This is a genomic window from Nonomuraea sp. NPDC049480 (assembly GCF_044465905.1).
In the GTDB taxonomy this organism is placed as follows: domain Bacteria; phylum Actinomycetota; class Actinomycetes; order Streptosporangiales; family Streptosporangiaceae; genus Nonomuraea.
Genome location: NZ_JBITMD010000014.1, coordinates 22,605 through 48,851 on the forward strand (window position 1 = coordinate 22,605; position 26,247 = coordinate 48,851).

The 26,247-nt window shown below is 68.9% G+C and carries 21 protein-coding genes; 13 read left to right on the forward strand and 8 right to left on the reverse strand.

Going from position 1 to position 26,247, the window contains the following annotated elements; all coding sequences use genetic code 11:
* Positions 1-42: 42 nt before the first annotated feature.
* The 5 genes from ACIBX3_RS34195 to ACIBX3_RS34215 all read left to right on the forward strand — a co-directional run bounded on the left by ACIBX3_RS34195 (position 43) and on the right by ACIBX3_RS34215 (position 6,939).
* Complete coding sequence (locus ACIBX3_RS34195) at positions 43-522, forward strand: MarR family winged helix-turn-helix transcriptional regulator (protein WP_397124324.1); 480 nt, start codon at positions 43-45, stop codon at positions 520-522.
* A 71-nt stretch (positions 523-593) separates the two neighbouring features.
* Positions 594-2,021, forward strand: a complete 1,428-nt coding sequence (locus ACIBX3_RS34200) for a DHA2 family efflux MFS transporter permease subunit (protein WP_397124325.1) — start codon at positions 594-596, stop codon at positions 2,019-2,021.
* Positions 2,022-2,206: 185 nt separating this feature from the next.
* Positions 2,207-4,045, forward strand: coding sequence for an ABC transporter ATP-binding protein (locus tag ACIBX3_RS34205; RefSeq protein ID WP_397124326.1), 1,839 nt, complete (start codon positions 2,207-2,209; stop codon positions 4,043-4,045).
* Complete coding sequence (locus ACIBX3_RS34210) at positions 4,045-5,874, forward strand: ABC transporter ATP-binding protein (protein ID WP_397124327.1); 1,830 nt, start codon at positions 4,045-4,047, stop codon at positions 5,872-5,874. Before ACIBX3_RS34205 ends, ACIBX3_RS34210 begins: the two co-directional genes overlap by 1 nt.
* 132 nt (positions 5,875-6,006) lie before the next feature.
* Positions 6,007-6,939, forward strand: coding sequence for an SPFH domain-containing protein (locus ACIBX3_RS34215; protein ID WP_397124328.1), 933 nt, complete (start codon positions 6,007-6,009; stop codon positions 6,937-6,939).
* A gap of 27 nt (positions 6,940-6,966) precedes the next feature.
* On the opposite strand, the gene ACIBX3_RS34220 is transcribed toward ACIBX3_RS34215, so the two are convergent.
* Positions 6,967-7,497 (reverse strand): helix-turn-helix domain-containing protein, encoded by a 531-nt coding sequence (locus ACIBX3_RS34220; protein ID WP_397124329.1) that lies wholly within the window; start codon positions 7,495-7,497, stop codon positions 6,967-6,969.
* A gap of 64 nt (positions 7,498-7,561) precedes the next feature.
* Between ACIBX3_RS34220 and ACIBX3_RS34225 the strand changes: the two genes are divergently transcribed.
* From ACIBX3_RS34225 to ACIBX3_RS34245, 5 genes are all read left to right on the forward strand, one after another.
* Complete coding sequence (locus tag ACIBX3_RS34225; protein WP_397124778.1) at positions 7,562-8,461, forward strand: alpha/beta fold hydrolase; 900 nt, start codon at positions 7,562-7,564, stop codon at positions 8,459-8,461.
* 92 nt (positions 8,462-8,553) lie between these two features.
* Positions 8,554-9,888: an ABC transporter substrate-binding protein gene (locus ACIBX3_RS34230; protein WP_397124331.1), complete on the forward strand. Its 1,335-nt coding sequence runs from the start codon at positions 8,554-8,556 to the stop codon at positions 9,886-9,888.
* Entirely contained in the window at positions 9,888-10,805 is a 918-nt protein-coding gene (locus ACIBX3_RS34235; RefSeq protein ID WP_397124333.1) for a carbohydrate ABC transporter permease, read from the forward strand. Before ACIBX3_RS34230 ends, ACIBX3_RS34235 begins: the two co-directional genes overlap by 1 nt.
* Positions 10,802-11,611, forward strand: a complete 810-nt coding sequence (locus ACIBX3_RS34240; protein ID WP_397124335.1) for a carbohydrate ABC transporter permease — start codon at positions 10,802-10,804, stop codon at positions 11,609-11,611. Before ACIBX3_RS34235 ends, ACIBX3_RS34240 begins: the two co-directional genes overlap by 4 nt.
* A 3-nt stretch (positions 11,612-11,614) precedes the next feature.
* Positions 11,615-13,771, forward strand: a complete 2,157-nt coding sequence (locus ACIBX3_RS34245; RefSeq protein WP_397124337.1) for a family 43 glycosylhydrolase — start codon at positions 11,615-11,617, stop codon at positions 13,769-13,771.
* Positions 13,772-13,774: 3 nt separating this feature from the next.
* Here ACIBX3_RS34245 and ACIBX3_RS34250 read toward each other — a convergent pair whose 3' ends face one another.
* From ACIBX3_RS34250 to ACIBX3_RS34270, 5 genes are all read right to left on the reverse strand, one after another.
* Positions 13,775-15,289, reverse strand: coding sequence for a plasmid pRiA4b ORF-3 family protein (locus ACIBX3_RS34250; RefSeq protein WP_397124339.1), 1,515 nt, complete (start codon positions 15,287-15,289; stop codon positions 13,775-13,777).
* A 452-nt stretch (positions 15,290-15,741) separates the two neighbouring features.
* On the reverse strand, positions 15,742-16,368 hold the full coding sequence (locus ACIBX3_RS34255; RefSeq protein ID WP_397124341.1) for a TetR/AcrR family transcriptional regulator: 627 nt from the start codon (positions 16,366-16,368) through the stop codon (positions 15,742-15,744).
* Between the two features lie 45 nt (positions 16,369-16,413).
* Positions 16,414-17,610 carry a cytochrome P450 gene (locus ACIBX3_RS34260; RefSeq protein WP_397124343.1) on the reverse strand — a complete coding sequence of 399 codons (1,197 nt, stop codon included), beginning with the start codon at positions 17,608-17,610 and terminating at the stop codon, positions 16,414-16,416.
* A gap of 214 nt (positions 17,611-17,824) precedes the next feature.
* A complete protein-coding gene (gene ligA / locus ACIBX3_RS34265; protein ID WP_397124345.1) occupies positions 17,825-19,900 on the reverse strand; it encodes an NAD-dependent DNA ligase LigA in 2,076 nt (691 codons plus the stop codon).
* A 65-nt stretch (positions 19,901-19,965) separates the two neighbouring features.
* On the reverse strand, positions 19,966-20,310 hold the full coding sequence (locus ACIBX3_RS34270; RefSeq protein ID WP_397124347.1) for a MerR family transcriptional regulator: 345 nt from the start codon (positions 20,308-20,310) through the stop codon (positions 19,966-19,968).
* 58 nt (positions 20,311-20,368) lie between these two features.
* On the opposite strand from ACIBX3_RS34270, the gene ACIBX3_RS34275 reads away from it, so the two are divergent.
* Complete coding sequence (locus ACIBX3_RS34275) at positions 20,369-21,235, forward strand: aminotransferase class IV family protein (protein ID WP_397124349.1); 867 nt, start codon at positions 20,369-20,371, stop codon at positions 21,233-21,235.
* Here the strand turns inward: ACIBX3_RS34275 and ACIBX3_RS34280 are convergent.
* Complete coding sequence (locus tag ACIBX3_RS34280; RefSeq protein ID WP_397124351.1) at positions 21,222-22,196, reverse strand: nucleoside hydrolase; 975 nt, start codon at positions 22,194-22,196, stop codon at positions 21,222-21,224. The two genes, ACIBX3_RS34275 and ACIBX3_RS34280, sit on opposite strands and share 14 nt — an antisense overlap.
* Before the next feature lie 259 nt (positions 22,197-22,455).
* Between ACIBX3_RS34280 and ACIBX3_RS34285 the strand changes: the two genes are divergently transcribed.
* Both ACIBX3_RS34285 and ACIBX3_RS34290 read left to right on the forward strand, forming a co-directional pair.
* A complete protein-coding gene (locus tag ACIBX3_RS34285; RefSeq protein ID WP_397124353.1) occupies positions 22,456-22,659 on the forward strand; it encodes a hypothetical protein in 204 nt (67 codons plus the stop codon).
* Positions 22,660-22,734: 75 nt separating this feature from the next.
* Positions 22,735-24,513 (forward strand): PA14 domain-containing protein, encoded by a 1,779-nt coding sequence (locus tag ACIBX3_RS34290; protein ID WP_397124355.1) that lies wholly within the window; start codon positions 22,735-22,737, stop codon positions 24,511-24,513.
* Positions 24,514-24,567: 54 nt separating this feature from the next.
* On the opposite strand, the gene ACIBX3_RS34295 is transcribed toward ACIBX3_RS34290, so the two are convergent.
* Positions 24,568-25,941, reverse strand: a complete 1,374-nt coding sequence (locus ACIBX3_RS34295; protein ID WP_397124357.1) for a glycoside hydrolase family 6 protein — start codon at positions 25,939-25,941, stop codon at positions 24,568-24,570.
* Positions 25,942-26,247: the final 306 nt, after the last annotated feature.

The window sequence follows — 26,247 nt, forward strand, 5'->3', positions numbered from 1 at the left end:
GAGCCCGCAGCAGATAATCCGCAACGAAACTAGAATGGGCCCATGACCGCCATGGCCCCTGCGCGCACCATGCCCGACCTGTCGTTCCTGCTCGACCACACCAGCCACGTGCTGCGGACCCAGATGGCGGCGGCGCTCGCCGAGATCGGGCTGACCGCCCGTATGCACTGTGTGCTGGTCCACGCCATCGAGGAGGAGCGCACCCAGATCCAGCTCGCCGAGATCGGCGACATGGACAAGACCACGATGGTGGTCACGGTGGACGCCCTGGAGAAGGCCGGGCTGGCCGAGCGCCGTCCGTCCAGCACCGACCGGCGGGCCAGGATCATCGCGGTCACCGACAAGGGCCGGGAGGTCGCCGAACGCAGCCAGAAGATCGTTGACGGCGTGCACCGTGCGGCGCTCGGCGCTCTGCCGGAGGACGAGCGTGAGGTGCTGCTCAGGGCGATGAATCGGCTGGTTCAAGGGCACCTCGCCACCCCTGCGGAGGCGTCGGCGACGGCTCGCCGGGCCCGCCAATAGGTCCGGAAAAGATAGTCTGTAACGGAACTATCTGCTACGGTCTCTCTTGTTGCTTCTGAACAGGAGAGACCATGTCGAATTCCAAACTCCGCGCCCTCATCGTGCTGTCCGCCGCGATGCTGATGACGATCCTCGACGGCAGCATCGTGACTGTGGCGATGCCCGCGATCCAGCGCGATCTGGGCTTCACCCCTGCCGGGCTGAGCTGGACCGTCAACGCGTACCTGATCGCGTTCGGCGGATTACTGCTGCTGGCCGGCCGGCTGGGCGACCTCATCGGCCGCAAGGTGATGTTCCTGGCCGGCAACGTGGTCTTCACCGCGGCCTCCCTGCTCGCCGGGGCGGCCACCGGTCCCGGTCTGCTCATCGCCGCGCGGTTCCTGCAGGGAGTGGGCAGTGCGATGGCCTCCGCGGTGGTGCTGGGCATCCTGGTGACCCTGTTCACCGAGCCGCGTGAGCGGGCAAAGGCGATCGGCGTCTTCAGCTTCACGGGGGCCGCCGGCGCCTCGATCGGCCAGGTTCTGGGCGGGGTGCTCACCGATGCGCTGAGCTGGCACTGGATCTTCTACATCAACGTGCCGATCGGAGTGGCCACCGTCGCGCTGGCGATCAAGGCTGTGCCGGCCGATCGCGGAGCAGGCCTGGCCGGGGGCGCCGACGTCCTCGGAGCCATCCTGGTGACCGCGGGGCTGATGCTGGGGATCTACACGGTGGTCAAGGTCGAGGAGTACGGCTGGCCGGCCGCGCACACGCTGGGCCTCGGAGCCGTGTCGGTCGTCCTGCTGGCCGCGTTCCTCCTCCGGCAGGCGACCGCGCGTACCCCGCTGATGCCGCTGCGCATCTTCCGCTCGCGGAACGTCTCGGGCGCCAACCTGGTGCAGATGCTGACGCTGTCCGCCATGTTCGCCTTCCAGATCATCGTCGCCCTCTACCTGCAGAAGGTCCTCGGCTACGGCGCCCTCGCCACGGGGCTGGCGATGCTGCCCGCGGCGGTGGCCATCGGCGGGGTGTCGCTGTTCGTGTCCGCGCGGCTCAACACCCGCTTCGGTGAGCGCGCGGTCCTGGTGGCCGGGCTGGTGTTGCTGCTGGGGGCGATGGGCTGGCTGACCAGGGTGCCGGTGCAGGCTTCGTACGCGGTGGACCTGCTCCCGGTGATGCTGCTCATCGCGGGCGGCGGGCTGGTGCTTCCCGCGCTGACCACGCTGGGCATGTCCGGCGCCAAGGCCGACGACGCGGGGCTGGCGTCAGGGCTTTTCAACACCACGCAGCAGATCGGCATGGCGCTCGGCGTCGCCGTCCTGTCCACGCTCGCCGCTTCGCGCACCGGCGTCCTGCTCGCCTCCGGGACCTCCGAGGCGGCGGCCTTGGCGGGCGGGTACCGGCTGGCCTTCACCGTCTCCGCCGGGCTCCTCGTGGCCGCTCTTCTCGTCAGCCTTGTCGTACTGCGCCGGCCGGCTCCCGCACCGGAGCCCGAGAAGGTGCCGCTCACTGCCCTCTGACCTGCGGGTTCAGGCAAGGAGCACACGCGTCGGCGAGGCGGTCCATCCGGCCGGGAGAGTCCGCGACGGCGCCGCGGCGGCGGGTGGACCACCGGCTGCGGCGGCAAAATCGATGGGAAACTGTCGGTGGCCGGTGGTAGAAAGCAGGGTCGAAGACTCACCTAGCCGCATCGGGGGCGGTGCTCGTGACCACCAGCACATCGGAGTTCTCCGTAGCCGGGCCACGCCACAACCAGCGCGGTCCGGTCCGCTGGCTCTGGTCCCATCTACGGCGTCATCCGCTGCACCTGCTCGGGTTCCTCGGCGGGTCGATCGTCATGACGGTGCTCAACGCCATGGTGCCGCAGTTCACCGGTGACGCCTTCGACGCGGTGCTGGGTGAGCGGGGCCAGCCGTTGGACGCGCTCGGGCTGATCGCGCTGGCGTTGCTGGCGATCGTGACGGCCCGCGGGTTGTTCGACCTCGTGGCGCGGTTGTCGAGCGAGGTGCTGGCCAAGCGGCTTGAGCGGGACGCGCGTGACGAGCTGTACGTGAGCCTGCTGGGCAAGAGCCAGACCTTCCACAACCGGCAGCGGGTGGGCGACTTGATGGCCCGGGCCGCCAACGACATCCGGCAGTTGTCGATCATGATCACGCCGGGGGTCGATCTCATCGTGGACTCCGGGCTCACCGGGATCGTGCCGTTGTTCTTCATCGCGGCGATCGATCCGCGGTTGTTGCTGGCGCCCGGGGCGTTCGCGGTCGTGTTCGTGATCGCGCTCTGGCACTACATGAGGCAGCTCAACCCGGTGGCGACCCGGATGCGGGAGCAGTTCGGCGATCTCAACGCGAGCCTCAACCAGGCCGTGCGCGGCATCGAGGTCATCAAGGTGACCGCGCAGGAGGGGCAGGAACGGCAGCGCTTCCGTACCAACGCGCGGCGCTACCGCGACCTGTTCGTACGGAATGGGCTGGTGCAGGCACGCTACCTGCCCACCCTGCTGTTCTCCTTCGCGATGGCCGGGGCGTTGTGGCATGCCCTCTACCTCCAGGGCATCGGGGCGATCACCCTTGGCGAGGTGGTCGCCTTCATGGGGCTCATGGGCATGCTCGGGTTCCCCACCCAGATGTCGATCTTCACGTTCTCGCTCATCCAGATCGGGATCGTTTCCTCGGAAAGGATCTTGAGCATCATCACCTCCGAGAGCGAGATCGAGCAGCGGGCGGACGGGCATGCCGCGCCGATCAGCGGGGAGATCGCCTTCGAGGACGTCACGTTCGGGTACGAAGAGGACGGCGACCCGGTCCTGCGTGGGGTGACGTTCACCGTGCGGCCCGGCGAGACGGTGGCGATCGTCGGGGAGACCGGGTCGGGGAAGAGCACGCTCACCAAGCTGGTGCCACGGATCTACGACGTCACGGCCGGGCGGATCCTCGTCGACGGCGTGGACGTACGGGAGTGGGACCTGGACTCGCTGCGGTCGCAGATCTCCACGATCGAACAGGACATCGTGCTGTTCTCACGGCCCGTGGCGGAGAACATCGCGTTCAGCCTGGGGCAGCGCGCCGACCGCGAGGCGGTGGTCAGGGCCGCCGAGGACGCGCAGGCCGCGGAGTTCATCGCGGAGCTGGAGGACGGATACGACACCGTGATCGGAGAGCGGGGGGTCACGCTGTCGGGCGGGCAGCGGCAGCGGCTGGCCATCGCCCGGGCCCTGCTGACCGATCCGGCGATTCTCGTGCTCGACGACTCCACCAGCGCCATCGACTCGGCGACCGAGGACAAGATCCAGCAGGCCATCGGGCGGATCCTGGATGGACGGACGACATTGCTGATCACTCATCGGCTGTCGCAGATCCGGTGGGCGGACAAGGTGTTGCTGCTCAGACGCGGAGAGGTCGTCGACTTCGGCACGCACGACGAGCTCATCGCGCGCAGCCGGCTCTACCGGCGGGTCTTCGCACACTACGACGAGGTCGAGATGGGTGACGAGGTGCGCGAGGAAGAGTCTCTGCTGGCTACCGAGCAGGGAGGGGCGCGCTGATGGGCTTCATCATGGACGGCCTCGACGCCGAGGACTACGACCGCACCTACAGCGACCGCGACCTGCTGCGCCGGATCATGTCGTACTTCCGGCCGAAAATGGGGGCGATGTTCCTGGTCGCCACCATGATCGTGTTGCTGTCGGCGAGCCAGGCGGCCATCCCGGCGCTGGGCAGCCTCGCCGTGGACGCGATCGCGGACGGCAGCATCGGCGAGATCGGATGGCTGCTCGCGGCCGGGATCCTGGTCACCGGCGGGCTTTCCTGGGTGTTCAACTACATCCGGCAGAAGAACAGCGCCCGCGTCACCGGAGACGTGGTCCTGCGGCTGCGCGAGGACGCGTTCGACGCGGTGCTGGAGCGAGACCTGTCGTTCTACGACGAGACGCCGTCCGGCAAGATCGTCAGCCGGGTGACGTCCGACACCGATGACTTCGCCACCGTGTCCACCTTGACGATGGACCTGATCAGCCAGGTGCTGATGGTGGGCTTCGTCACGGCGCTGCTGTTCGTGCGCAGTGTCGAGCTCGCGCTGCTGACGTTGCTGGTGGTGCCCGTCGTGGTGGGGTTCGCGCTGCTGTTCCGGCGGCTGGCCAGGGCCAGCACACGGCGCGCGCAACGCTCGCTGAGCCGGGTCAACGCGAACCTGCAGGAGACCATGGGCGGGATCGCGGTGGCCAAGAACTTCCGGCAGGAGCGGCAGGTCTACGACGAGTTCCGGCCCATCAACCGGCAGAGCTACGAGGTGACGCTCAGGCAGGGCTTCGTCTTCTCCACCATTTTTCCCGTGCTGTTCCTGGTGGCAGGGGTCGCGACGGTCGCCCTCGTGCAGGTGGGCGGGACGGAGGTGCTGGCCGGTGGCCTGTCCGCCGGGGACTGGTATCTGTTCCTGCAGGGCGTCTCGCTGTTCTGGTTCCCGCTGACGTCCATTGCCGCGTTCTGGTCGCAGTTCCAGCAAGGGCTGTCCGCGTCGGAACGGGTCTTCGCGTTGATCGACGCGGAGCCCCGGGTGGTGCAGACGGACACACAGCCGGCGGGGAAGCTGGCGGGGCGCATCGCGTTCGAGGGCGTGACATTCGGCTACGACCCCGGCCATCTCGTGCTGCGTGACTTCGACCTGGTCATCGAGGCGGGGGAGACCGTGGCGCTCGTGGGCCACACCGGAGCCGGGAAGTCGACGCTCAGCAAGCTGATCACACGGTTCTACGAGTTCCAGGAAGGCCGGCTGCTGATCGACGGGCGGGACATCCGCAGCCTGGAGTTAGGGAGTTATCGCCGCCAGATCGGGGCGGTGCCGCAGGTTCCGTTCCTGTTCAGCGGCACGGTCGCGGACAACATCCGCTATCCGCGGCCGGAGGCGGGCGATGACGAGGTACGCGCGGCAGCGGCGGCCGTGGGTGGCGGCGACTGGATCGACGCCCTGCCCAACGGGCTGGAGACGGACGTGGGGGAGCACGGGCGGGCCCTGTCCATGGGGCAGCGGCAACTCGTCGCGCTGGCTCGGCTGCTCATCCAGGACCCGGCGATCGTCGTCCTGGACGAGGCCACGGCCAGTGTGGATCCGCTGACCGAAGCCCAGATCCAAGAGGGACTGGATGTGGTGCTGGCCGGGCGGACCTCGATCGTCATCGCGCACCGGCTGTCCACCATTGAGCACGTCGATCGGATCATCGTGCTGGATCACGGGCGCATCGTGGAGGAAGGTGATCACGGGACGTTGCTGGCGCGTGGCGGACGCTACTGCGAGGTCTACAACACCTACTTCCGGCATCAGTCACCGAACTACCGGGCCGGGACCGGGTTCGTCGCCGTCGGCGCCGACGAGCCGTAGGGGGCGGCGCGCCGGAGCTGATCGATGTGCGGAGGGCGGGATCGGCGGAGGAGGACAAAGCGCAGGTCCGGACGGTGGCGGTTTCCTTTGAAGCGTGGCCGGGACTAGTCTCGAAAGAGAAGGGATACGGCCATGGACATCAATATCGTGCTAGGGGTCATCGCCTTCCTCCTCTTCCTGGCTGCGGTCACCGGCGTGCGGGTGGTCAATCAGGTCGAGCGCGGCATCGTCTTCCGGTTCGGCAGGGCACAGGAGCGGATCCGGCAGCCCGGCTTCAGGCTCCTCATCCCCGGCGTCGACCACATGAAGAAGGTCAACGTTCAGATCGTCACGATGCCCGTTCCCACGCAGGAGGGCATCACCCGGGACAACGTCTCCGTCAAGGTGGACGCGGTCGTGTATTTCCGGGTGCAGGACGCCATGCGGGCGGCCATCGAGGTGCAGAACTATCTGTTCGCCGTCGAGCAGGTGGCGCAGACCTCGCTGCGCTCGATCATCGGCAAGAGCGAGTTGGACGATCTGCTCACCAATCGCGAGGAGCTGAACAAGGGCCTCGCCCTGATGCTCGACAGCCCGGCACTGGGCTGGGGAATTCACATCGACCGGGTCGAGATCAAGGACGTGCAGCTTCCCGACTCCATGAAACGCTCCATCGCCCGTCAGGCCGAGGCCGAGCGTGAGCGCCGCGCCCGGGTGATCGTCGCGGACGGTGAGTTCAGGGCCGCACGCAAGCTCGCCGACGCCTCGGGCATCATGTCCCAGACACCTGGTGCCCTGCAGTTGCGCCTGCTGCAGACGGTGGTGGAGGTCGCCGCGGAGAAGAACTCGACCCTGATCATGCCGTTGCCTGTCGAGTTGCTGCGCTTCTTCGACCGGGCGACGCAGAGCGGCGGCGCGCCGGCCGAGACCGACGAGCGCGCCGAGGTCGCCACGGCCGACTCCGAGCGGGTCCGGCCGGAGCAGGAGTCGCCTGCGTTGGCCGAGCATGGAGTGCCCGGATTGCCGGACGTGGAACGTGCGGGAATCCCTGCCGCCCGTAGTGCGGCTGACAAGACCGCCCGCTGAGGGCGCGACCTCGGCTCCGCTGAACATCTATGGATCCTCGATGGGGAACAGGATCGGGCTGAGCAGGTAGCGCCGGCGGTCCGGCGTCGGGTCGTGGGCCAGGTGGGGCACTATGGCGGCGCGCATCTTCTCGATCAGGTCGGTCAGCTCGTCCGGGCTGAGCCACAGCGCGTGCTGGCGGTAACCCACCAAGTCGGCGACCGGGTCGGCCCCGTCCCGGTCCAGGTACGCGTTGAACTCGGCGAGCAGGGTGGCGATCGCCGCGGCGAACACCCGGCGATGGTCCTCGGGCGACACCGACGCCACCATCTCGTCGTCGACGACCACCCGGTCCCTGCGCAGCCGGTAACGGCGCTCAACGGCCCCGCGCACCCGCTCCTCGCCGTCGACCTCCAGGATCCCCGCCTCGGCCAGTACGGCGACGTGCCGGTAGACGGTGGCCTTCGAGACGTCAGGCAGCAGCTCGCAGAGCTGGGAGGTGGTGAAGATCCGGTTGCCGGCCATGGCGTGCACGATGCGCATCCGTACCGGATGGGCGAACAGTTCCAACGCTTCCACTGGCATATTGTCTCATGCCGCGATAATGTTCTCATTTAGTGAGAATGGTCAGAATGGAGGCGTGATGCTGCCGTTGGGGCGGTTGTACGAGGTGGGTGGGCGGCGGCTGATGCTGCACCGCTCAGGCGACGGCGGTCCCGCCGTGGTCTTCCTGCCGGGCGCCGGGCTGGTCGGCCTGGACTTCCTGAACCTGCAGGAACGGGTCGCCGGGTTCACCACGAGCGTGCTCTACGACCGGGCGGGGACGGGGTGGAGCGATCCGGCGGATCTGCCGCGCAGTGCCGGTGCGGTGGCGGGTGAGCTGCGCGAGCTGCTGCGCGTCGCCGCTGTGCCCGGTCCGTACGTGCTGGCCGGACACTCGCTGGGCGCGTTCTACGCTCGCCGGTACGCCCAGCTCTTCCCGGCGGAGGTGGCGGGGCTGCTCCTGCTGGACCCGGGCCACGAGGACATTCTCGCCTACATGCCGCCGGAGGCCGCCGAGCTCAACGAGCAGATGAAGCAGGATCCGGAGCAGATGCCGGACCTGACCGGCGAGCAGATCGAGCTGGCCCGTGCGCAGTACGCGCAGCTCTACGAGGAGTGGCCGGATCCGGTGCGGGAGGCGTTGGCCGAGCACCATCTCGTCTCCTGGCGCAGCTCCTTGTACGAGACGGCGAACTTCGAGACCGAGATCTACGACGAGCTGCGGCACGGCGGCGGCCTGCCCGATGTCCCGTTGCTCGTGCTCACCGCCGGCGGCGACAACCCCTACTGGGCGCAGTTCGCGTCCGAGGAGTTCATGCGCCAAGGCCTCGACGGCGTGCGCAGGATGCAGGCGGCGATCGCGGCCTCTGTGCCGAGGGGCGAGCAGCGCGTGATCGAAGGGGCCTCTCACCAGTACATGCATCTGGAGCAGCCGGATCAGGTGCTCCGGGCCGTACGCGATCTGGTCGCCGGCCAAGTGCCGAAGCCCTGCCGGGCCTGATTTACAACGCTGTAACGAACAGGGGCAACGCTGTTTACAACGTTAGATACAACGATGTAGAACGGGGCATCACCACATGGGTCAGGAGTGTGATGCAGATGTCCCTGGACAACCTCACCCGGCGACGCGTGCTCGGCCTCGGCCTGGGAGCTCTCGTGCTCACCGGTTGCGGCGGGGGCGGCGGCCCGAGACAGTCCTCTCAGCAGACGGCGGCGGCGACGTCGGCCCCCACGGAGTACACCGGCCCCGCCGTCGCCCTCACTTTTTGGAACGGCTTCACCGGCGGCGACGGCCCGTTCATGAAGCGGCTGGTCGAGCAGTTCAACGCCGCCCACCCCACCATCAAAGTGACCATGAACGTCTACCAGTGGGCGGACTACTACACGAAGGTCCCCGCGGCGGTGGCCGCGGGCCAGGGGCCCGATCTCGGCATGATGCACGTGGACAGCGTGGCCACCAACGCCGCCCGCCAGGTGGTGTTACCGCTCGACGACGTGGCCAAGGCGCTCGACCTGACCGAGGCCGACTTCTCCCCGCCGGTCTGGCAGGCCGGCGTCTACAAGGGTGCCCGCTACTCGATCCCGCTCGACGTGCATCCGCTCGGCATGTTCTACAACAAGACGGTCCTGACCAAGGCCGGGCTCGACCCGGACAACCCGCCCAAGAACGGCGAGGAATATTTGGCCGCGCTCGAAGTCCTGAAGAAGGCGGGCATCCAGGGGCACTGGGCGACGCCGTTCCCGTTCACCGGCAGCATGCAGTTCGGAAGTCTGCTCTACCAGCACGGCGGGCAGCTGTTCGGGGACGACGCCAGTGCCTCCCGCTTCGCCGAGGACCCCGGCGTGCAGGCGCTGACCTGGCTGGTCGAGCTGGTCAACAAGGGCTACAGCCCCAAGAACGTGGGCCAGGACGCCGACCTCATCGCCCTGCAGAACGGCAAGGCCGCCTTCAACTGGAACGGCATCTGGTCCATCAACACCCTGCGCGCGGTCGAGGGCCTGGAGTGGGGCGTGGCGCCGCTGCCCCAGATCGGTACGGAGCCCGCCGCCTGGGCCGGCTCCCACCAGTTCGTGGTGTTCAAGCAGCGCAAACCCGACCAGAACAAGCTGACCGCGGCCAAGGTGTTCATCAACTGGATCAGCGGCCACTCGATCGAATGGGCCAAGGCCGGCCAGGTGCCCGCGCGCAAGTCCATCCGCGACGGCGGCGAGTTCCAGACGCTCAAGGAGCAGGCGGCGATCGGCTCCCAGATCGACAATCTGTACTTCCTGCCGTCCGTCCCCGGTATCGGCGACGCCTCCGCCGTCGTGGACCAGGCCATCAACGCCGCGATCCTGCTGAAGAAGAGCCCGAAGGACGCGCTCACCGAGGCGGCCGCCAAAGCCGACAAGGTCCTCGAGCAGAACCGGAAGAAGTACGGCGCCTGATGATGGCCACGCTCACCGCGAAGGCCGGCACCGCCAGGGCGACGACGTCGGCCGCCTGGTCGGGGCGGGCCACTCCGTACCTGTTCATGGCCCCGTATCTGGTGCTGTTCTGCGTGTTCGTGCTGGCACCCGCGATCTACGGGCTCTGGGTGAGCCTGCACGACTGGGACTTCCTGCTCGAGGGCAGGCCGTTCGTGGGGCTGGACAACTACGCGGCGCTCTTCGATCCCGCGTCGGCCGTCTACGACGACTTCTGGATGTCGATGCGGGCCACCGGCGTGTTCACGCTGCTCAGCGTGCCGTTCCTGGTGGTGTTGCCGCTCGGGATCGCGTTGCTGCTCAACCGGCCGTTCCGGGGGCGGACGTTCTTCCGCGGGTTGTTCTTCGCGCCGTACGTGCTGGGGGTGGCCGTCGTCTGCCTGATGTGGCGGCTGCTGCTCGATCCGAACCTCGGGCTCGTCGACTGGCTGCTGGGGACCGACATCGCGTGGACGACGTCGCTGCCGTGGGGGTGGGTCGCGCTGGTCGGCGTCACCGTGTGGTGGACGCTGGGGTTCAACGGCGTGATTTATCTGGCGGGCATGCAGGACATCCCGCGTGAGCTGTACGACGCCGCCAAGGTGGACGGGGCCGGCAGGTGGGCGGAGTTCCGCCACGTGACGCTGCCGGGGCTGCGGCCGGTCATGTTGTTCGTCGTGACCACCACCGTCCTGGCCTCGGCGAACATGTTCGGGCAGTCGTACCTGCTGACCCAGGGCGCGCCGGGCGGCGAGACCAGGACCGCGATCGTGTACATCCTCGACCAGGGCCTCGGCCAGTACAAAATGGGCAGCGCCTCGGCCATGAGCTACGTGCTCACACTCGCTCTGATCGTCGTCAGCGTGATCAACTTCCGGCTGTTCAGGGGGCGGTCATGAGGCGCTACACCGTCCTGGTCGCGCTGGCCGTCGTCTTCGTGGCGCCGCTGGTGTGGGCGCTCGGCACCTCGCTGAAGAGCCAGACCGAGGCCACCCGCGTGCCGCCCACGCTCTGGCCGGCCGAGCCGACCGCCCGGGCGTACGGCACCCTGTTCGAGGGCACCACGCAGACGCCCGTGCTGCGCTGGTTCGCCAACAGCCTGATCGCGGCCACCGGGCAGATGGTGCTCGTGCTGGTCGTCTCCTCGCTGGCGGCGTACGCGCTGGCCAGGCTGGAGTTCCGGGGCAAGCGGCTGATGTTCGGCGTCATCGTGGGGACGCTGCTGGTGCCGGGGTTCGTCTTCCTCATTCCGGCGTTCCTCATCGTCGACTCGCTCGGGTGGCTCGACAGCCTGGCCGCGTTGATCGTGCCGGGGGCGGCGGGCGCGTTCGGGGTGTTCTTCCTGCGGCAGTTCTTCCTCGGGCTGCCCCGGGAGCTGGACGAGGCGGCGCTCATGGAGGGGGCCAACCATTGGCACATCTTCCTGCGGGTCACGCTGCCGCTGTCGAAGCCGGCGCTGGCGACGCTCGCGGTGCTGAGCTTCCTGAGCAACTGGAACGACTTCATCTGGCCGATCTTCGTGATCTTCAGCCCTGACTACTTCACGCTGCCACCCGGGCTGTCCATCCTCCAGGGCGCGTACACGATCGACTATCCGGTGATCATGGCAGGTGCCGTGCTGGCGAGTGTGCCGGTGCTGATCCTGTTCGCGCTGACGCAGCGCTACGTCATCGAAGGCATCTCCCGTAGTGGCCTGAAAGGCTGATATATGCGTATTGCAGCGGTCGCTTCCCTCGTCCTGTCGTTACTTTCCCCGACCTACACCAACCCCGTGTCGGCCGGGCTCGCGGACACCTTCGCCGATCCGGCGGTCGTCCGGGGGCTCGACGGCTACTGGTACTCCTACGGCACCTCCGACCCGCTGCGAGAAGGGGAGGGCACGCACCATCGGCTGCCCATCGCGCGGTCCAGCGACCTGGTGGAGTGGACGTACGTCGGGGACGCGTTCGGCGAGGACGACCTGCCGCCGTACGCGGCGCCCGGCAGCCTGCTGTGGGCGCCGGACGTCCGCTACCTCGACGGACGGTACGTCATGTACTTCACCGTGACGAACACCGCGAGCACGCCGCACCCGTGGGACTTCTCGATCGGCGTCGCCACGGCCCCGACGCCGACCGGGCCGTGGACACATCAGGCGGCGCCCGTGGTGCCGCCGCGGCCGGCGGGGGATTCGTACTGGAACACGATCGACCCCGCGCAGTTCACGGACGCGGACGGGCGGAAGTATCTCTACTTCGGGGGATTTTTCGGTGGATTGTGGGTTACGGAGCTGACCGCTGACGGGCTCCGTACCGTGGGGAAGCCGACGCAGGTGGCCATCGACAACAGGTTCGAGGGTGCCTATGTCGTGCGACGCGACGGGTTCTATTACCTGCTGGCCTCGTCCGCGAACTGCTGTGCCGGCCCCACGACCGGGTACTCGGTCCTGGCCGGCCGATCCGCCGGCCCGCGCGGGCCGTTCGTCGACCGCGAGGGTCAGCCGCTGCTCGCCTCCCGCGCCGGCGGCACCCCCGTCCTGGACCAGAACGGGAACCGCTGGATCGGGGTCGGCCACCACTCGCAACTGACCGACCTCGCCGGGCAGGACTGGATGTTGTACCACGGGATCGATCGGTCGGATCCGTTCCTGGACGAGCCCTACGGGATCAACGAGCGGCCGATGCTGCTGGATCGGCTGGACTGGATCGACGGCTGGCCGGTGGTGCGGGCCGGTGCCGGGCCGTCCGAGCGGTCGGTGGAGGCGCCGGTCACGCGCGGGTCCGTGGACGAGCGCTTCACCGGCGGCCTGTCCGGGTGGCGTGACGCGGAAGGGTGGGCCGTACAGGATGGATATGTCCGGCATGTCGCAAGCGGTGCAGCGACGCTGACCGCCCGCCGCGGCATCGGCGGCGACCTGCGTGCCGAGACCGACCTCCGGCTGGCAGGCCAGCCGGGTGGCCTGCGCGTTGGCGGGGCAACCGTGTTGCTGTCAGGAAACAGCGTTACCGTGGCCGCGGGCGGTGCGCGCCGCACAACCGCTCTCCCGGGAGGCGCGACGACCTGGCGAAACCTGGCCGTCACGATCAAGGGCCGGACGATCATCGCAGAGGTCGGCTCGGCCGCCCGGCTCGGCGACCCCCAGGCCACGGTGCGGCTCGACTCACCCGTCCCGCTGTCCGGCACGTTCGGGCTGGTCGCCACAGGACAGGCCGACTTCGACAACGTCAGCGTGGCCCGGCTGTCCACCCCCGTGACCCGCGCCGTGCCGGTACCGCGCCCGGGCCGGCTGATCGACGCCGACGAGTTCGACGGCCAGGGCCGCGGCTGGCAGTGGGTACGCGAGGACACCGCCGCCCGCGTCACCGACGGCGTGCTGCGCTGGCCGGTCCAGGGCTCGGACCTGGTGGGCACGGCCAACACCGCGAGCGCGCTGCTGCGCACCCCGCCGCAGGGCGACTACATCGTCGAGACCAAGGTGACCCTGGACCTGGGCGAGGACACGGTACGCAACTACCAGCAGGCAGGCCTGGTCGCCTACGTCTCCGACGACGACTTCGCCCGCCTCAGCCAGGTGGCCATCTGGAACACCCGCCAGGTCGAGTACGGCAGGGAGCTGCCGTTCGCCGGCCGCCTGTCGTACGGCGGCAACATCGTCGGCCCGCCCGCCAAGACCACCTGGCTGCGGCTCGCCCACCACGTGGACCCGGCCAACGGCGAACACGAGTTCCGCGCCGGCTCCAGCCGCGACGGCAAGACGTGGACCTGGGGCGGCGTGTGGACGTTCCCGAAGGACACGGCACCGCGCATCGGCCTGGTCGCGCACGGGGGAGCGCAGCCGGCCGTCAACGCCGACTTCGACTACGTACGCGTCCATCGGAGCAGGTGATGGTCATGGCTCCACCGCCCAGTCGTGGGCGGTGAGCAATCTGCGGACGCCGTACGCGCCCAACGGGGACAGGCGGATGGCCGTGCTGCCGTACAGCGCGTCGAGCGCCGGTCGTGGAATCGCGCCGAGGAACTCGCGCACGGCGGCCTTCGGATCGGCCGACGGATCGTCCTCCCGCCAGAAGTGCGCCACCAGCTCTTCCACCGTGGGCTCGAGGTCGTCGGGACCCGGGGCCTGGCCGGTCTGCTCGATCACACCGGCCAGGGCCCAGTCGTTCATCGCGGCGTGCACGGCGCCGAGCAGGCCGCGGCTCAGCGCGTACAGGCCGGTCGCATCGCCCGTGGCCGCGGCGATGGGCAGCGCGGGAAGCAGCATCGGCAGCGGGCGTTCCGCCAGCTTGTCCAGGATCTCGGCGCTGATCGGGAACACCGCCTCCTGAGGCGCCTGAAGGCCGTAGTAGGAGCGATGCTCCTGCTCGGCCTGTACGCGGGCCCGCATCAGCCCCGCCAGCAGCCGCGCCCACGTCTCCACGGGGTCGCCTTGCCCCGTACGTACGGCGACGGCCTTGGATCCGCGGATCTCGATGAGCCCGGCCTCGACCGCGGCACACCACAAACCATGCAGCGCAGGCAGATCCTTGGCACTGCGGACCTTCTTCGGAGCGACGCCCCGGCGAGCGGCCCTCTCCTCGCCTTCGAGAAGATCGACGTCGTCCGGTAGCGCAGGCAGGAGGGATTCCTCCAACCCGAGATCGGCCACGGCCTGGACGGCGTCGTCCGGCCGCAACACCTTGCCGGGCGTCAACGTACGTCCGGCGGGGCCCACCCAGCAGGCCAGCGCGAGCGCCCGGCGGACCAGCGTGGACGCGGTGGCCCGCGCGGTGAGTTCGTCGGGCGGCGCGATCTCGCGCGGCGCCAGCACCCGATCCACGCCCTCACCTTGGACGAGCCACGGGAACAGTGCCGCGAACACCGGGTCGATCTCCTTGGCCGAGACCGGCAGCTCACGCCCCGGCAGTGCGCCGTGGACACGGAACAGCCGATTGAGCGCCAGCCGATCGGCTCCGGTGAAGGCGCCGGGGGTGTAGTCGTGGGAGTCCTCTTCGGGGGCGGCACCACGACCCGCCGTACAGATCGGATAGCGCGTGTCCGGCTCGGCCGCGGCGATGTCCTCCACCTCGATCCGATGCCGCCACTCGTCGCCCAGGTCGTAGGTGTAGTCCAGGATCGCGCCCGGGCGCGGCGCGACCTGGATCAGGCGGACGGCGTCCTCGTGGATCAGGGGCGGCCCGAGGAACTGCGGCTCCAGCAGCAGCTCCGGCACGTATTCGGCCTTGGCGACGACGAATTTGTGCAGGTGGTCGCCGTCCCATGCGAAGGCTTCCTGCAGGATGTCGCTCAACTCGCCCAGCGTCACCTCGGAGGACACCTGAAGCCGCCGCCACACCGCCGGGCGGAAATCCTGGAGAGTGACTTTGAGGTGGTGCACCTGCGCGCGAGCACCGGACTGCTGAGACATCAGGCGACTCCATCTCATGGGGGCGGGGGAAAGCTTAGGTGGACTTCCGCTCACCTTCCGCCCAGAGTGCAGAGATCGACTCGGCTGGTATTCCATGAGAATTTCTCGCCGGAAGATGTCGAGACCCGCCCCCTGGGCTCCGACCCCTGATCAAAGGCGCCCAGCCACGAACGCAGGGAGCCTCGATGCGGTACATGCTCATGATCTACACCAACGCGCAGACCTGGGGCCACCCCGCCTTCCTGCGTACCCCGAGACCCAGGCCATGCCGGAGGCTGCCCAGGGCGAGCACCAGTCGTCCGTCGGCCATCCACCATGGTCGAGCTGCCGGCCTTCTGGCAGGACGTCGGCCTGCTGATCGCCGGCAACGGCGAAGCCGGCAGCGCGATCTGCCTGCTCAGTGCGGGAAGGACCGGGTGCAGGCGGCCGCGCCGCGCCGGCACGGCGGCCCCTTACCGCCGGGGGCAGTGGCCGGTGTCCGAGTCCGGGATCAGGTGAGCGTCGGAGGGGGCGGGCAATTCGTCGGCCGACGGCCGGAGGCTGGACAGCAGCAGGGCCAGGTAACGGCGGGGGTCGTGGTGGGCGGGGTCGTCTGGGTGCACGGTGGCCAGCGTCATGACGACGATCGCGGCCAGATCGCGGACGATCAGGTCGGCCCGCACGTGGCCCTGCCGCTGGGCCGTGGTCAGCACGGCTCCGAGCGGTCCCATGAACCGCGCGGCGATGTCGACGGTGAACGCCCCCGATTCCTTGGCCGCCCTCAGTAGCCCTCGATGGGCAGCGAGGGTGGCGACGGTGGCGGTCAGCGCCTCGTTGAGCGCCTGCCCGGCGTCGGGGGTGTCGCGGGCGGCCAGCACGAGGGGTTCGATCTCCTCGGCGAAGTAGGCCTGGAAGGCCGCCCGGATCACCCCCTCGCGGTCGCCGAAGCGCCGGTAGACCGTGGCGCTCCCAATCCCCGCGTGCCGGGCGATCTCCTCGAGGGAGACGTCGGGGCCGTGCTCGCGCAGGATCGCGATCGCCGCTCTGACGATCTTGTCGGCGTTGCGCAGCGCGTCGGCTCGCTGTCGCTGCTCGTGCACAGGCTGAAGGCTAGCAAGCCGCGCGGACCGCAAAGGAAGGCGGATCTACCAGGCGACCTCGAAGGTGGTCAGCCCGTACACGAAGTGGAAGGAGCGGAACTCGGCCGGAGTACCGGTCTCGCGCAGGCCGGGGAAGCGCTCGAACAGGGCGGGGAAGGCGATGCGCATCTCCATCCTGGCCAGCGGCGCGCCCAGGCAGTGGTGCACGCCGTGACCGAAGGCGACGTGGCCGAGGTCGCCGCGGGTGATGTCGAGGCGATCGGGCTCGGAGATGAACGCGGGGTCGCGGTTGGCGGCAGCCAGGGCGCACATGACCAGCGCGCCGGCCGGGATCCGCGTACCTGCCACCTCGACCTCGGTGGTGGTGAACTTGACCACGCCGGAGTGCACGATGCTGAGCCAGCGCAGCAACTCCTCCACCGCGGCGTTGATCCGCTCGGGCTCCTTCCTGATCAGGTCCAGCTGGTCGGGGTGGCGCAGCAGGGCCAGGGTGCCGAGCCCGAGCATGTTGGAGGTGGTCTCGTGGCCGGCCAGCAGCAGCAGGCTGGCGATGCCCGCGAGCTCGTCGGCGGACAGGTCGTCGCCGTGCTCGCGCACGAGCATGCCGAGCATGTCCTCGCCAGGCTCTGCCTGGGCACGGGCGACCAGGCCCGCCATGTAGGAGCGCGACTCCATCTGCGCCGCCATCCGCTCCTCGACCGGCAGCGCGAGGTCCAGCAGCCTGCCGGTGCGCTGCTGGAAGTCGTCCCGGTCGGCGTACGGCACTCCGAGCAGCTCGCAGATCACCAGGGAGGGGATCGGCAGGGCGAAGGCCGTGATGAGGTCGACCGGCGGTCCTGTGTGCTCCATGGCGTCGAGGTGGTCGGCGACGATGTCGTGGATACGCGGCTCCAGGCGGCGCATCCGGCGCATGGTGAACTCGGGCGTCAGCATCCGGCGCAGCCGCGTGTGCTCAGGCGGGTCGAAACCGAGCAGGTTGCCGGCCCGCATCGCCTTGATCTGCTCGTCGGTCATCTCCGGCGCGCCCGGCGGGCGAAATTGCAGGGGCAGGGCGTTGCTGAAGCGTTGGTGGTCGCCGAGCACCTGCCGGACGTCGGCGTAGCGGGTCACGAGCCAGGCATCCATCCCGAACGGGGTAGACGTCCGATGCACGCCTTCCCCGTCGCGCACCGACGCGAGCTCGGGAACCGGGTCGAACATGGTGCGCCGCATGTGCAGGGGCAACGTCACAGAATCGCTCATGTCATCTCCTGAAGAAGACGGCCTCGGAACAGACTTGCCTTGCGCGCTACAAGTGACAGTAATCCATCACTTAGCCTGCCGCGCACTGACGCAAGCGGGTGGCGATCCGGTGATCTGTGGTTCGGCCGCCTTGTGGAGGGAAGCCAGTGATGATCACTTATCGACCGTTCCTCCCAGCGGCACTGCGAAGAGCCACGCCGTTAGGGCAGGGCGCTCACAGGAAGGCACTGACCTGGGTGGCGAACTCCTCCGGATCGACGATCCGCACGCCCAGGCTCTCAGCCTTGGCCCGCTTGGACCCGGCCTTGTCGCCGGCCACCAGCAGCGACGTCTTGGCCGAGACGCTGGAGGACGCCTTGCCGCCCGCGCGCTCGATCAGCTCGTTCATCTGGTTGCGGCTCAGAGCCTCCAGCGCTCCGCTCATCGCGCCGGTCACCACGACGGACATCCCAGCCAGCGGCAGCTCGAACGCGCCGTCGGCCTCGGCGGCACCGGGCTCGACGGGTGGTGTCCAGCCTGGCTCCGTCATGGTGACGCCAGCCTTGACCAGCTTGTCGATGAGGGCGGCGAGCTCGACCAGCTCCGCCACCACCACCGGGGCCTTCTCCGGGCCGATGCCCTCGACCGCCTGGATCGCTTCGGCGTCGGCCGCGAGGATGGCCTGCATGCTGCCGAAGTGCCTGGCGATGCGGCGGCTCATGGACCGGCCGGTGCCGCGCACGCCGAGCGCGCAGAACACCCGGCTGAGCGGCTGGCCCTTGGCCCGCTCGAGGGCCGCGAGCAGGTTGTCGGTGCTGGTCTCGCCCATGCGCTCCAGGTCGAGCAACTGCTCGCGGGTCAGGAAGAACAGGTCGGCGAAGTCGGTGATGAGGCCCGCGTCCAGCATCTGCTTGATGCGGTTCTCGGCCAGGCCTTCGATGTCGAGCTGGTCGCGGCCCGCGGCGTAGACGATGGAGGCGATCGCGCGGCAGGCGCGGCCGCGCACACACCGCCACCGCTCCTGGGAGTTGTCGATGGCGTCGCCACAGGACGGGCAGGCCGCCGGGATCTCGATGGGCCGCTCCTCACCCGTGCGCAGGTGCACGACCGGCGCCTCGACCCGGGGGATGACATCGCCCGCCTTGTAGACGGTGACGCTGTCGCCGAGCATCAAGCCACGCCGGGCGATGTCGGCGGGATTGTGCAGAGTGGCGTAGGTGACGATACTGCCGTCGAGCTCGACCGGCTCCAGCACGGCGCGCGGCGCGATGATGCCGGTGCGGCCGGTGTTCCACTCCACGCCGATCAGCTTGGTGATCTTCTCGGTGGCGGGCAGCTTGTACGCGACCGCCCAGCGCGGCGCCCGCGAACTGAACCCGGCCTCCGCCTGGTCGGCCGTCAGGTCGCACTTGATCACGATGCCGTCGATCCCGAACGGCAGCTCGGGACGCACCGCGGCGATCTCCCCGACGCGTTCCTGCACCCGCTCCAGCGTCTCGGCCACGATCCCGGCCACGGGCGTGGCGGCGGTGGTCTGCACGCCCTGCGCGGCCACCCAGCCCATGATCTCGCTGTGCGGCAGCTCCCGCAGGCGCACGGCCAGCTCGGAGTCGTCGTCAGGCGGCGGCAGCACCCCGTAGCCGAAGAAGGTCAGCTCGCACACATATGGCCGTTCCCGCGTCCGCAGCGTGCCCGCGGCGGCGCTGCGCGGGTTGGCGAACGTGGTGCCGTCGTGCGCCTGCCGCTTGGCGCAGGCCTCCTCGAACTGCGACGTGGTCATCATGACCTCGCCCCGCAGCTCCACCGTGACCGCGTCGGCCAGCCGGTCCGGGAGCCCGACGATGGTGCCGATGGCGTGTGAGACGTCCTCGCCCGCGGTGCCGTCACCCCGCGTGACCAGCTGCGTCAGGCGGCCGTGCCGGTAGCGGGCCGAGATCGCCAGCCCGTCGAGCTTGGGCTCCACACTCCACGTGGCGACCGGGCGCCCGATCCTGCGCTCCAGCCCGGCCGCCCAGTCGGCGAGCTGCTCGGCGCCGAAGACGTTGTCCAAGCTGAGCATGGGCACCGTGTGCGGCACATCGCCCACCACGGCCCCGCCGGCCACCTTGCCCGTCGGCGAGGACGACAGCACCGCCTCGGGATGGGCCTCCTCGTACGCCTGGATGCCGCGGACCAGCCGGTCGTATGCGTCGTCGTCGAGCGTGGAGGTGCCGTCGGCGTAGTAGGCGGCGGCGGAGTCGACGGCAAGCTGAACGGCCTCGGCATAGGCCGTGTCGTCGGCCAGGACGGTGATGGGGGGAGCGTCGGTCATGGATTCATCATGCCGCTCGCCTCCGACAATTTCGCACCTCGGATGGCTGCGTGAGCTGGGACGGCTCAGGGCTGCGCGAGGTAGCCGACCAGGGCGCCGCGGCTTCGCTGGAGGCTGTCGATGCGCTCGTCCATGGCCGCCAGCTCCCCGTTCAAGATGGCCTGCAAGTCCGCGCACCAGTCGAATTCCGGGCGCTCACCCCGCGCACACGGCAGCACTGAACGGATCACCTCGGTGGACAGGCCGGCCTTCAGCAGGGCACGAACCTGCCGCACTGTGAGGACGGAGTCCTCGTCGTAGTAGCGGTAGCCGTTCGATCCACGCCTGGCGTCAAGCAATCCCTGCGCCTCGTAGTAGCGCAGCAGCCGCGAGCTGACCCCGGTACGCCGGGACAACTCTCCGATCAGCATGCGACCCCGCCCGCCTGAAATTGACCTTGCCATCGATGTCAAGCCTTAACGTCACATCGTGGCCGGACATTCCATACGGGTTGTCCGCAGACCATTCCGTTTCGCGCTGCTGGAGGGACGCATGTCTTCTTATGTTGTTCAACGTAATGGCCACGCGGCGAGCGCCGAGGAGCTGGCGCCGCTCGCCTTCGCGGGCTATGCCCATTTCTCTGCCATGCAGGTTCGCGGGGGCCGGGTCCGGGGCCTCGACCTCCACCTGGAGCGGCTGCGGTCCGCCTCGGTGGAGCTGTTCGGTCAGGCGTTGCCCGACGATCGAGTGCGGACGTTTCTGCGGGCGGCCCTACAGGCTGGTCCAGCTGACCTGTCGCTGATGGCCACGATGTACTCCCCGGCGGGCGAGTTCACCGTGGCAGGGACTGATGTGGAGCCCGAACTGCTCGTACGCACCGCACCGGCCGCGTCCGGTCCGCAGGGCCCGCTCGCGCTGGCGACGGTCGAGTACGAACGGGTCCTCCCGGCCGTGAAGCATGTCGGAGAGGTGGCCAAGACATATTTTCTCCGTCAGGCCGTTGGACAGGGCTTCGATGACGCCGCCTTCGTTGACCGCCGGGGTCGGCTCAGTGAGGGGTCGATCTGGAATCTGGCCTTTTGGGATGGCGCTACGGTGGTGTGGCCTGAGGCCGAGATGCTGGCCGGGACCACGATGGGCATCGTCCGCCGGCAGTTGGATCGCCTCGGTGTGCCGCAGCGCGTCCAGGAGGTCACGCTCACCGACCTGCCGGCGTTGGCGGGGGCTGTGGTCATGAACTCATGGACGCCGGGTGTGGCGGTGCACCGGATCGGCTCAGTGTCCTTGCCTGAAGCGCCGTCCTTCGTGCAGGTGCTGCACCGGGCCTACCAGGCCGAACCGCTCACCTCTCCGTAGCGGGCGCCGACGGCGGCCGGGTGAAGACGTCGAGCAGCAGGTCCGCCAGGAGTTGCGGGTCCGCGCCGAACGCGACGTCCGCGTTGGGTTTCTGCGTACTCTTGAGCCGGGTGTCCATCACGGTCCGGCCGATCGTGAGGGGGCTGGTGGTGTCGACCGTGACGTGCAGGCTGCGCGTGGTGATGACCTCCGGCCGTACCAGGTATGCGGTGCAGACCACGTCGTGTACCGGTGCGGCGTCGTCGACGGCCACCGTCCCGTCGTAGGCGTCGATGCGCAGGGAGATGAACCGGGAGGCGGCGATCCCGGCGGGGGTCGCGGACTCTTCCAGCGCGGTGCAGGTGTCCCGCGTGATGAGTGCCTGGTAGGTGGCGTCGAGCGGCACCAGGGTGAGGCGGCCGAAGCCGGCGGACAGGACCATGTTCGCGGCTTCGGGGTCGGCCCAGATGTTGAACTCGGCCGAAGCGGTCACATTGGTCACCGCATGTCCCCCACCCATGATCACCACCTCGTCGACCGCCTCCGTCAGGGAGGGATCGATGGCGAGCGCGGTGGCGATGTTGCTCAACGGGCCCACAGGAACCAGGGTGATCTGCTCGGTGGCCGAACGCAGTGTCTCGACGAGGAATTCGACGGCTCCGGTGTCCTGGCGCACGCTGCGCGGTTCCGGGATGGGCAACGCGCTGCCGTGCGGATCGTCGCCGGAGTCCCGCTCGAAGTGCTTGGCGGAGGGAAAGCCGAGCCGGGCGATGGGGCGGGCCAGGCCCGCGAAGACCGGGATGTCGGGCCTTCCGATCCAGTCGAGCACGCGCAGCGTGTTGTCGGTGGTGTTTTCGAGCGGCACGTTGCCGTTCACGGTGGTGACGCCGATCAGGTCGAGGTCTGGATGCAGCGCCGCGAACATGATCGCGACCGCGTCATCGGTTCCGGTGTCCACGTCGAGGATGATTTTCCGGCTCACGAAGGCATTCCTTTCCACAGCGGTGGCGGCTTGGCATGACACAAGCTCTTGGACGTCGTTCAGGTCACTCACAACTACTTTGCGCCTGATCGCGCGGGCGCGAGTGATCCGCCGACCCCGGCAGCGGATACGGCCTCAAAGAGGCATGGCAAGATCAACCAATGCGAGTGTCTCGATGTGATCTGCTGCGCTGGCAGTTCGACCTGACCTGGTCGCTCTTCGACTACCACCTGGAGCGGCTGGAACCCGAGGATTTCCTGTGGGAGCCGGCGCCCCTCTGCTGGACGATGCGGCCGGACGCCGATGGGGCGTGGGCGCCGACCTGGACGCCGCCGCCCCGTTCCCGTGGCCGAAGGACTCCGAGCACACCGTCGCCCACATGATCGCCTGGGTGAATTCCGAACTCATGAAGAACGCCGCCGAGATCGGCCAGCTTCGTCTGCTGCGTGCGGCGTCCGCCTGACGAGATGTTCACTCCAACGTCATTCGACTCTGTCATGATCCATGCGATCTCAATAGATCTTGTGACAGGAGAACAATGACTGCATTAGCTCGGCGCGCGCTGCGTGCCGCTCTCGCGGGCGGCATGGCTGCCGCCGTGGCGATCTGGCCGGCGGGAGTTCCGGCGGAGGCGGCCGCGGCCGCCACCGTCGCGGTCGATTTCACCAAGCCGGTACGCACGCTGTCCGCCGCCGACTACGGCATCGGCATCACCGGCTACGGTGAGGGCTCGTACATCACGAACGACTCCCGGCACCGCGAGCACCTGCGGAACCTCAAAGCGGGCCGGATGCGCATAGAACTGCACTACCAGGAGCCGGGCAACCACGACAGCCCGATCATCTGCGGCGGCTTCTATTGCGACGCCACCGTTTCCGGCGACGCCTGGATCAAGGCCATCCGCGACCTGGGCGCGGAGCCGGTGGTCATCCTGCAGGTGGACGGCCGCCAGACCGCCGAGGTGAACCGCGACGACGCGGTCGCCCTCTACGAGCACTTCGCCGCCTCCGGCACGCCGGTGCGGCGGTTCATCCTGGGCAACGAGCTCAACTGCACCTGCACCCCGGAGAAGCCGGAGATGACGGCAGGGGAGTACAGCAAGCGGTTCAACATGATCACCGACGCTCTGGACGCGAAGGACCCGGCGGTACGGGTCGGCGGCCCCGCCACCGCTTGGAACGACCTCGGCTACATCAGGGCGTTCCTGGAGGGTTCCGGCGACCGCGTCGACTTCCTGGACTATCACGACTACGGCAACGGCACCGAGCCCGTCACCGACGAAGAGCTCCTGGGATCCGTCATCCGCGGATACGAGAAGGATCTGAAGGAGGTCAGCGCCCTCGCCGAGTCCGTGCTCGGCCGGAAGATCGAGATCCAGATCGGCGAGTTCAACTCCGACTACGACGACCCGGACGGCCACCGTACGCTGACCCACTTCAACACCCTGTGGGGCGCCGCGGCGCTCGGCCAGATGCTGCACGCCGGGGCCGCCGCCTACCAGTACGGCGACAAGAACGGCCGGCTCGGCCTCACCAGCACGAACGGCGAAGGCGGCATCCAGCGCAGCGAGCCGCTGCCCATCTATCACGGCATCGGCATGTTCACCGGGGAAAGCCTGTTCCGGCCGTTCGGCACGACCATGGTGGAGGCGACCGCCGACAGCGACCGGCTGCACGTGTTCGCCTCCGACGCCGCCAAGAACGTCGTCCTCGTCAACGTCGGCGCCGAACCGCTGGACACCACGCTCGCGTTCACCGGCCTGACGGCGGGCACGGCCGCGATCTGGCAGAGCACCGCCGACGCGTGGACCCCGCACCGCACCGGCACGGCCGCCATCGCCGGAGGCAAGGCCACGCTCACGCTCCCGCCGGGTTCGGCGACGACCCTGGTCATCGACGAGCAGGGCCTGTCCGCGACGTACTTCGACAACGCCGACCTGACCGCTCCGAAGCTGACCCGGGTCGATCCGGTCGTGGACTTCGACTGGGGCGCGAACGCGCCCGCCACGGGCGTGTCCGCCGACACGTTCAGCGTGCGGTGGACGGGCAAGGTGATCGCCGACCGCGCGGAGACGTACACGTTCATCACCACGAGCGACGACGGCGTCCGGCTCTGGGTCGACGGGACGCTCCTCGTGGACAACTGGACGGACCACTCCAAGCGCGACGACAGCGGCCAGATCGCGCTGACCGCCGGAGCGCATGACATCAAGATGGAGTTCTACGACAACGGCTACGACGCCATCGCCCAACTCCACTGGTCCAGCCCCACCATCACCCGCCAGATCATCCCGGCGGAGAAGCTGCGCGCGGGTTAGCGGCAATGGTCAGGAGAGCCGGCCGGATTCGCCCGCCGGCTCTCCGAGGTCCGATCAGGTGCCGTCGATCAGGCGCACGGCGATCGCCGGGCTGAACTGGCCGGCGGGCGTGTTCGGGGCGATGCCGCAGTTGCCGTCGGAGTCTCCGGGGACCTTCACCCACAACAACATCTCGGTGCCGCCGCTGCCGCCCAGCTGCGTGGTGGCGCCGAGCTTGCGGCCGGCCGGGTTGCACCAGTCGCCGTTGGAGCCGTTGCCGTTGCGGCTGGTGTCGATCACCCACTTCGCGCCGCCGCCGAGCGAGGAGTTGACCGACGACGCGTACGTGGCCGACTGGGCGGTCGGGTAGTAGTTGGAGACGTTCACCGCGAAGCCCCGGATGTTGCCGACGCCCGCGTTCTTCAGCCGCGTCGCCATCGTCCCGGCCGCCACCCAGCCGGCGTTGCCGGCGTCGAGGTAGGCCCAGGTGTTGGGGGCCTTGTCGCGGAACTGCTGGGTGGCGTACGTCAGCATGCGGTTGCGCGCCTCGATGGCGGTGTCACTCATGCAGCCGAAGTCGCCGAGGGAGTCGGGCTCGATGACGACGACCGCCGGACGGTTGCCGATGCCGGACGCGAACGCGGAGATCCACGTCTTGTACGCCGACTCGCTGCCGGCGCCGCCGCCGGAGTGCCCGCCGCACGCGTCACGGCCCGGGATGTTGTACGCCACCAGCACGGGCAGCTTGTCGGCGGAGTCCGCGGCGGCCACGTACTGGGACACGGCGGCGCGGACGTCGCCGCTCCAGCCGCCGAACCAGCGGGCCATCGGCTTGGAGGAGATGGACGACCTGATGCGTGCCGCCCGGGAGTCGCCGCCGTTGTTCCCCACCCAGATCGCCGGGTTGGAGTTGGGGTCGACATAGAAGCCGCTGGTCATGGCGACCGGCCCGGATCCCGGCTGCGTGGGCTTCGGCGTGGGCGACGGGGAGGGGGACGACGTGGTGGTCTCGGTCAGCGAGACGTTGTCCACGGAGAAGGCGAAGCCGGCGTTCTTGCCGAGCTGGAACGACACCTGCCCGGCCGACGTGCTCAGGCTCGAGGTGAAGGGGAAGCTGAAGCGCTTGCTCACCGTGCTGAGCGAGATCGTCCTGGCGAGGGCGCTGGTGTACGGGGAGTCCGCGAGCTGCACGGTGGTGACCGCGCTGACCTGGGCGGAGGCCGCGGCGTCGAACGAGAGCGTGTACGACTTGCCCTTGACCAGGGAGATGTCATTCTGTCCGATCATGGCGTCCCACGGGTTGGCGGTGCCGCCTGTCACGTTGACGCGCAGCCGCCCGGCGTCCACGGCCATCGACGTGTTCGCCGACCTCCACCAGGGCGCGGTGCCGCCGGTGAACGTACCGTTGACCACCAGCTGCGGCGCCGCGACCGCGGGTGCCGCTGCCATCACCGATAACGCTGTCACCGCTGAGGCCGAGATCGCCATCACACGGGTTAACGATCGCACGAGAACGCGTCCCTTCTGGGCTTCCAGGTCCATGTCGGTGATCAAATATCACAGAGATTCGCGGCGTTCGTGACCTTTTGCGAAAACCAGGCCGCCACGACCAGCGGACGCGGCCCCGTCAGCTGCCCCCGCGCGGCCGGCGCACGAGCCTGTTCGCGGGACGGCTGCTGCGCGCGCACCGCGCTCACCGCCCGCTCAATCGTCTCCAGCGCTTGCTCTGTCCCCCGGGGGCGATGTACTCAGAAT

Excerpts from the sequence above, each read along its gene's own strand:
- ACIBX3_RS34195 (WP_397124324.1), top strand. The coding sequence starts at position 43 with ATGACCGCCATGGCCCCTGCGCGCACCATGCCCGACCTGTCGTTCCTG.
- ACIBX3_RS34200 (WP_397124325.1), top strand. The coding sequence starts at position 594 with ATGTCGAATTCCAAACTCCGCGCCCTCATCGTGCTGTCCGCCGCGATG.
- ACIBX3_RS34210 (WP_397124327.1), top strand. The coding sequence starts at position 4,045 with ATGGGCTTCATCATGGACGGCCTCGACGCCGAGGACTACGACCGCACC.
- ACIBX3_RS34215 (WP_397124328.1), top strand. The coding sequence starts at position 6,007 with ATGGACATCAATATCGTGCTAGGGGTCATCGCCTTCCTCCTCTTCCTG.
- ACIBX3_RS34225 (WP_397124778.1), top strand. The coding sequence starts at position 7,562 with ATGCTGCCGTTGGGGCGGTTGTACGAGGTGGGTGGGCGGCGGCTGATG.
- ACIBX3_RS34230 (WP_397124331.1), top strand. The coding sequence starts at position 8,554 with ATGCAGATGTCCCTGGACAACCTCACCCGGCGACGCGTGCTCGGCCTC.
- ACIBX3_RS34235 (WP_397124333.1), top strand. The coding sequence starts at position 9,888 with ATGATGGCCACGCTCACCGCGAAGGCCGGCACCGCCAGGGCGACGACG.
- ACIBX3_RS34240 (WP_397124335.1), top strand. The coding sequence starts at position 10,802 with ATGAGGCGCTACACCGTCCTGGTCGCGCTGGCCGTCGTCTTCGTGGCG.
- ACIBX3_RS34245 (WP_397124337.1), top strand. The coding sequence starts at position 11,615 with ATGCGTATTGCAGCGGTCGCTTCCCTCGTCCTGTCGTTACTTTCCCCG.
- ACIBX3_RS34250 (WP_397124339.1), bottom strand. The coding sequence starts at position 15,289 with ATGTCTCAGCAGTCCGGTGCTCGCGCGCAGGTGCACCACCTCAAAGTC.
- ACIBX3_RS34260 (WP_397124343.1), bottom strand. The coding sequence starts at position 17,610 with ATGAGCGATTCTGTGACGTTGCCCCTGCACATGCGGCGCACCATGTTC.
- ligA (WP_397124345.1), bottom strand. The coding sequence starts at position 19,900 with ATGACCGACGCTCCCCCCATCACCGTCCTGGCCGACGACACGGCCTAT.
- ACIBX3_RS34270 (WP_397124347.1), bottom strand. The coding sequence starts at position 20,310 with ATGCTGATCGGAGAGTTGTCCCGGCGTACCGGGGTCAGCTCGCGGCTG.
- ACIBX3_RS34290 (WP_397124355.1), top strand. The coding sequence starts at position 22,735 with ATGACTGCATTAGCTCGGCGCGCGCTGCGTGCCGCTCTCGCGGGCGGC.
- ACIBX3_RS34295 (WP_397124357.1), bottom strand. The coding sequence starts at position 25,941 with ATGGCAGCGGCACCCGCGGTCGCGGCGCCGCAGCTGGTGGTCAACGGT.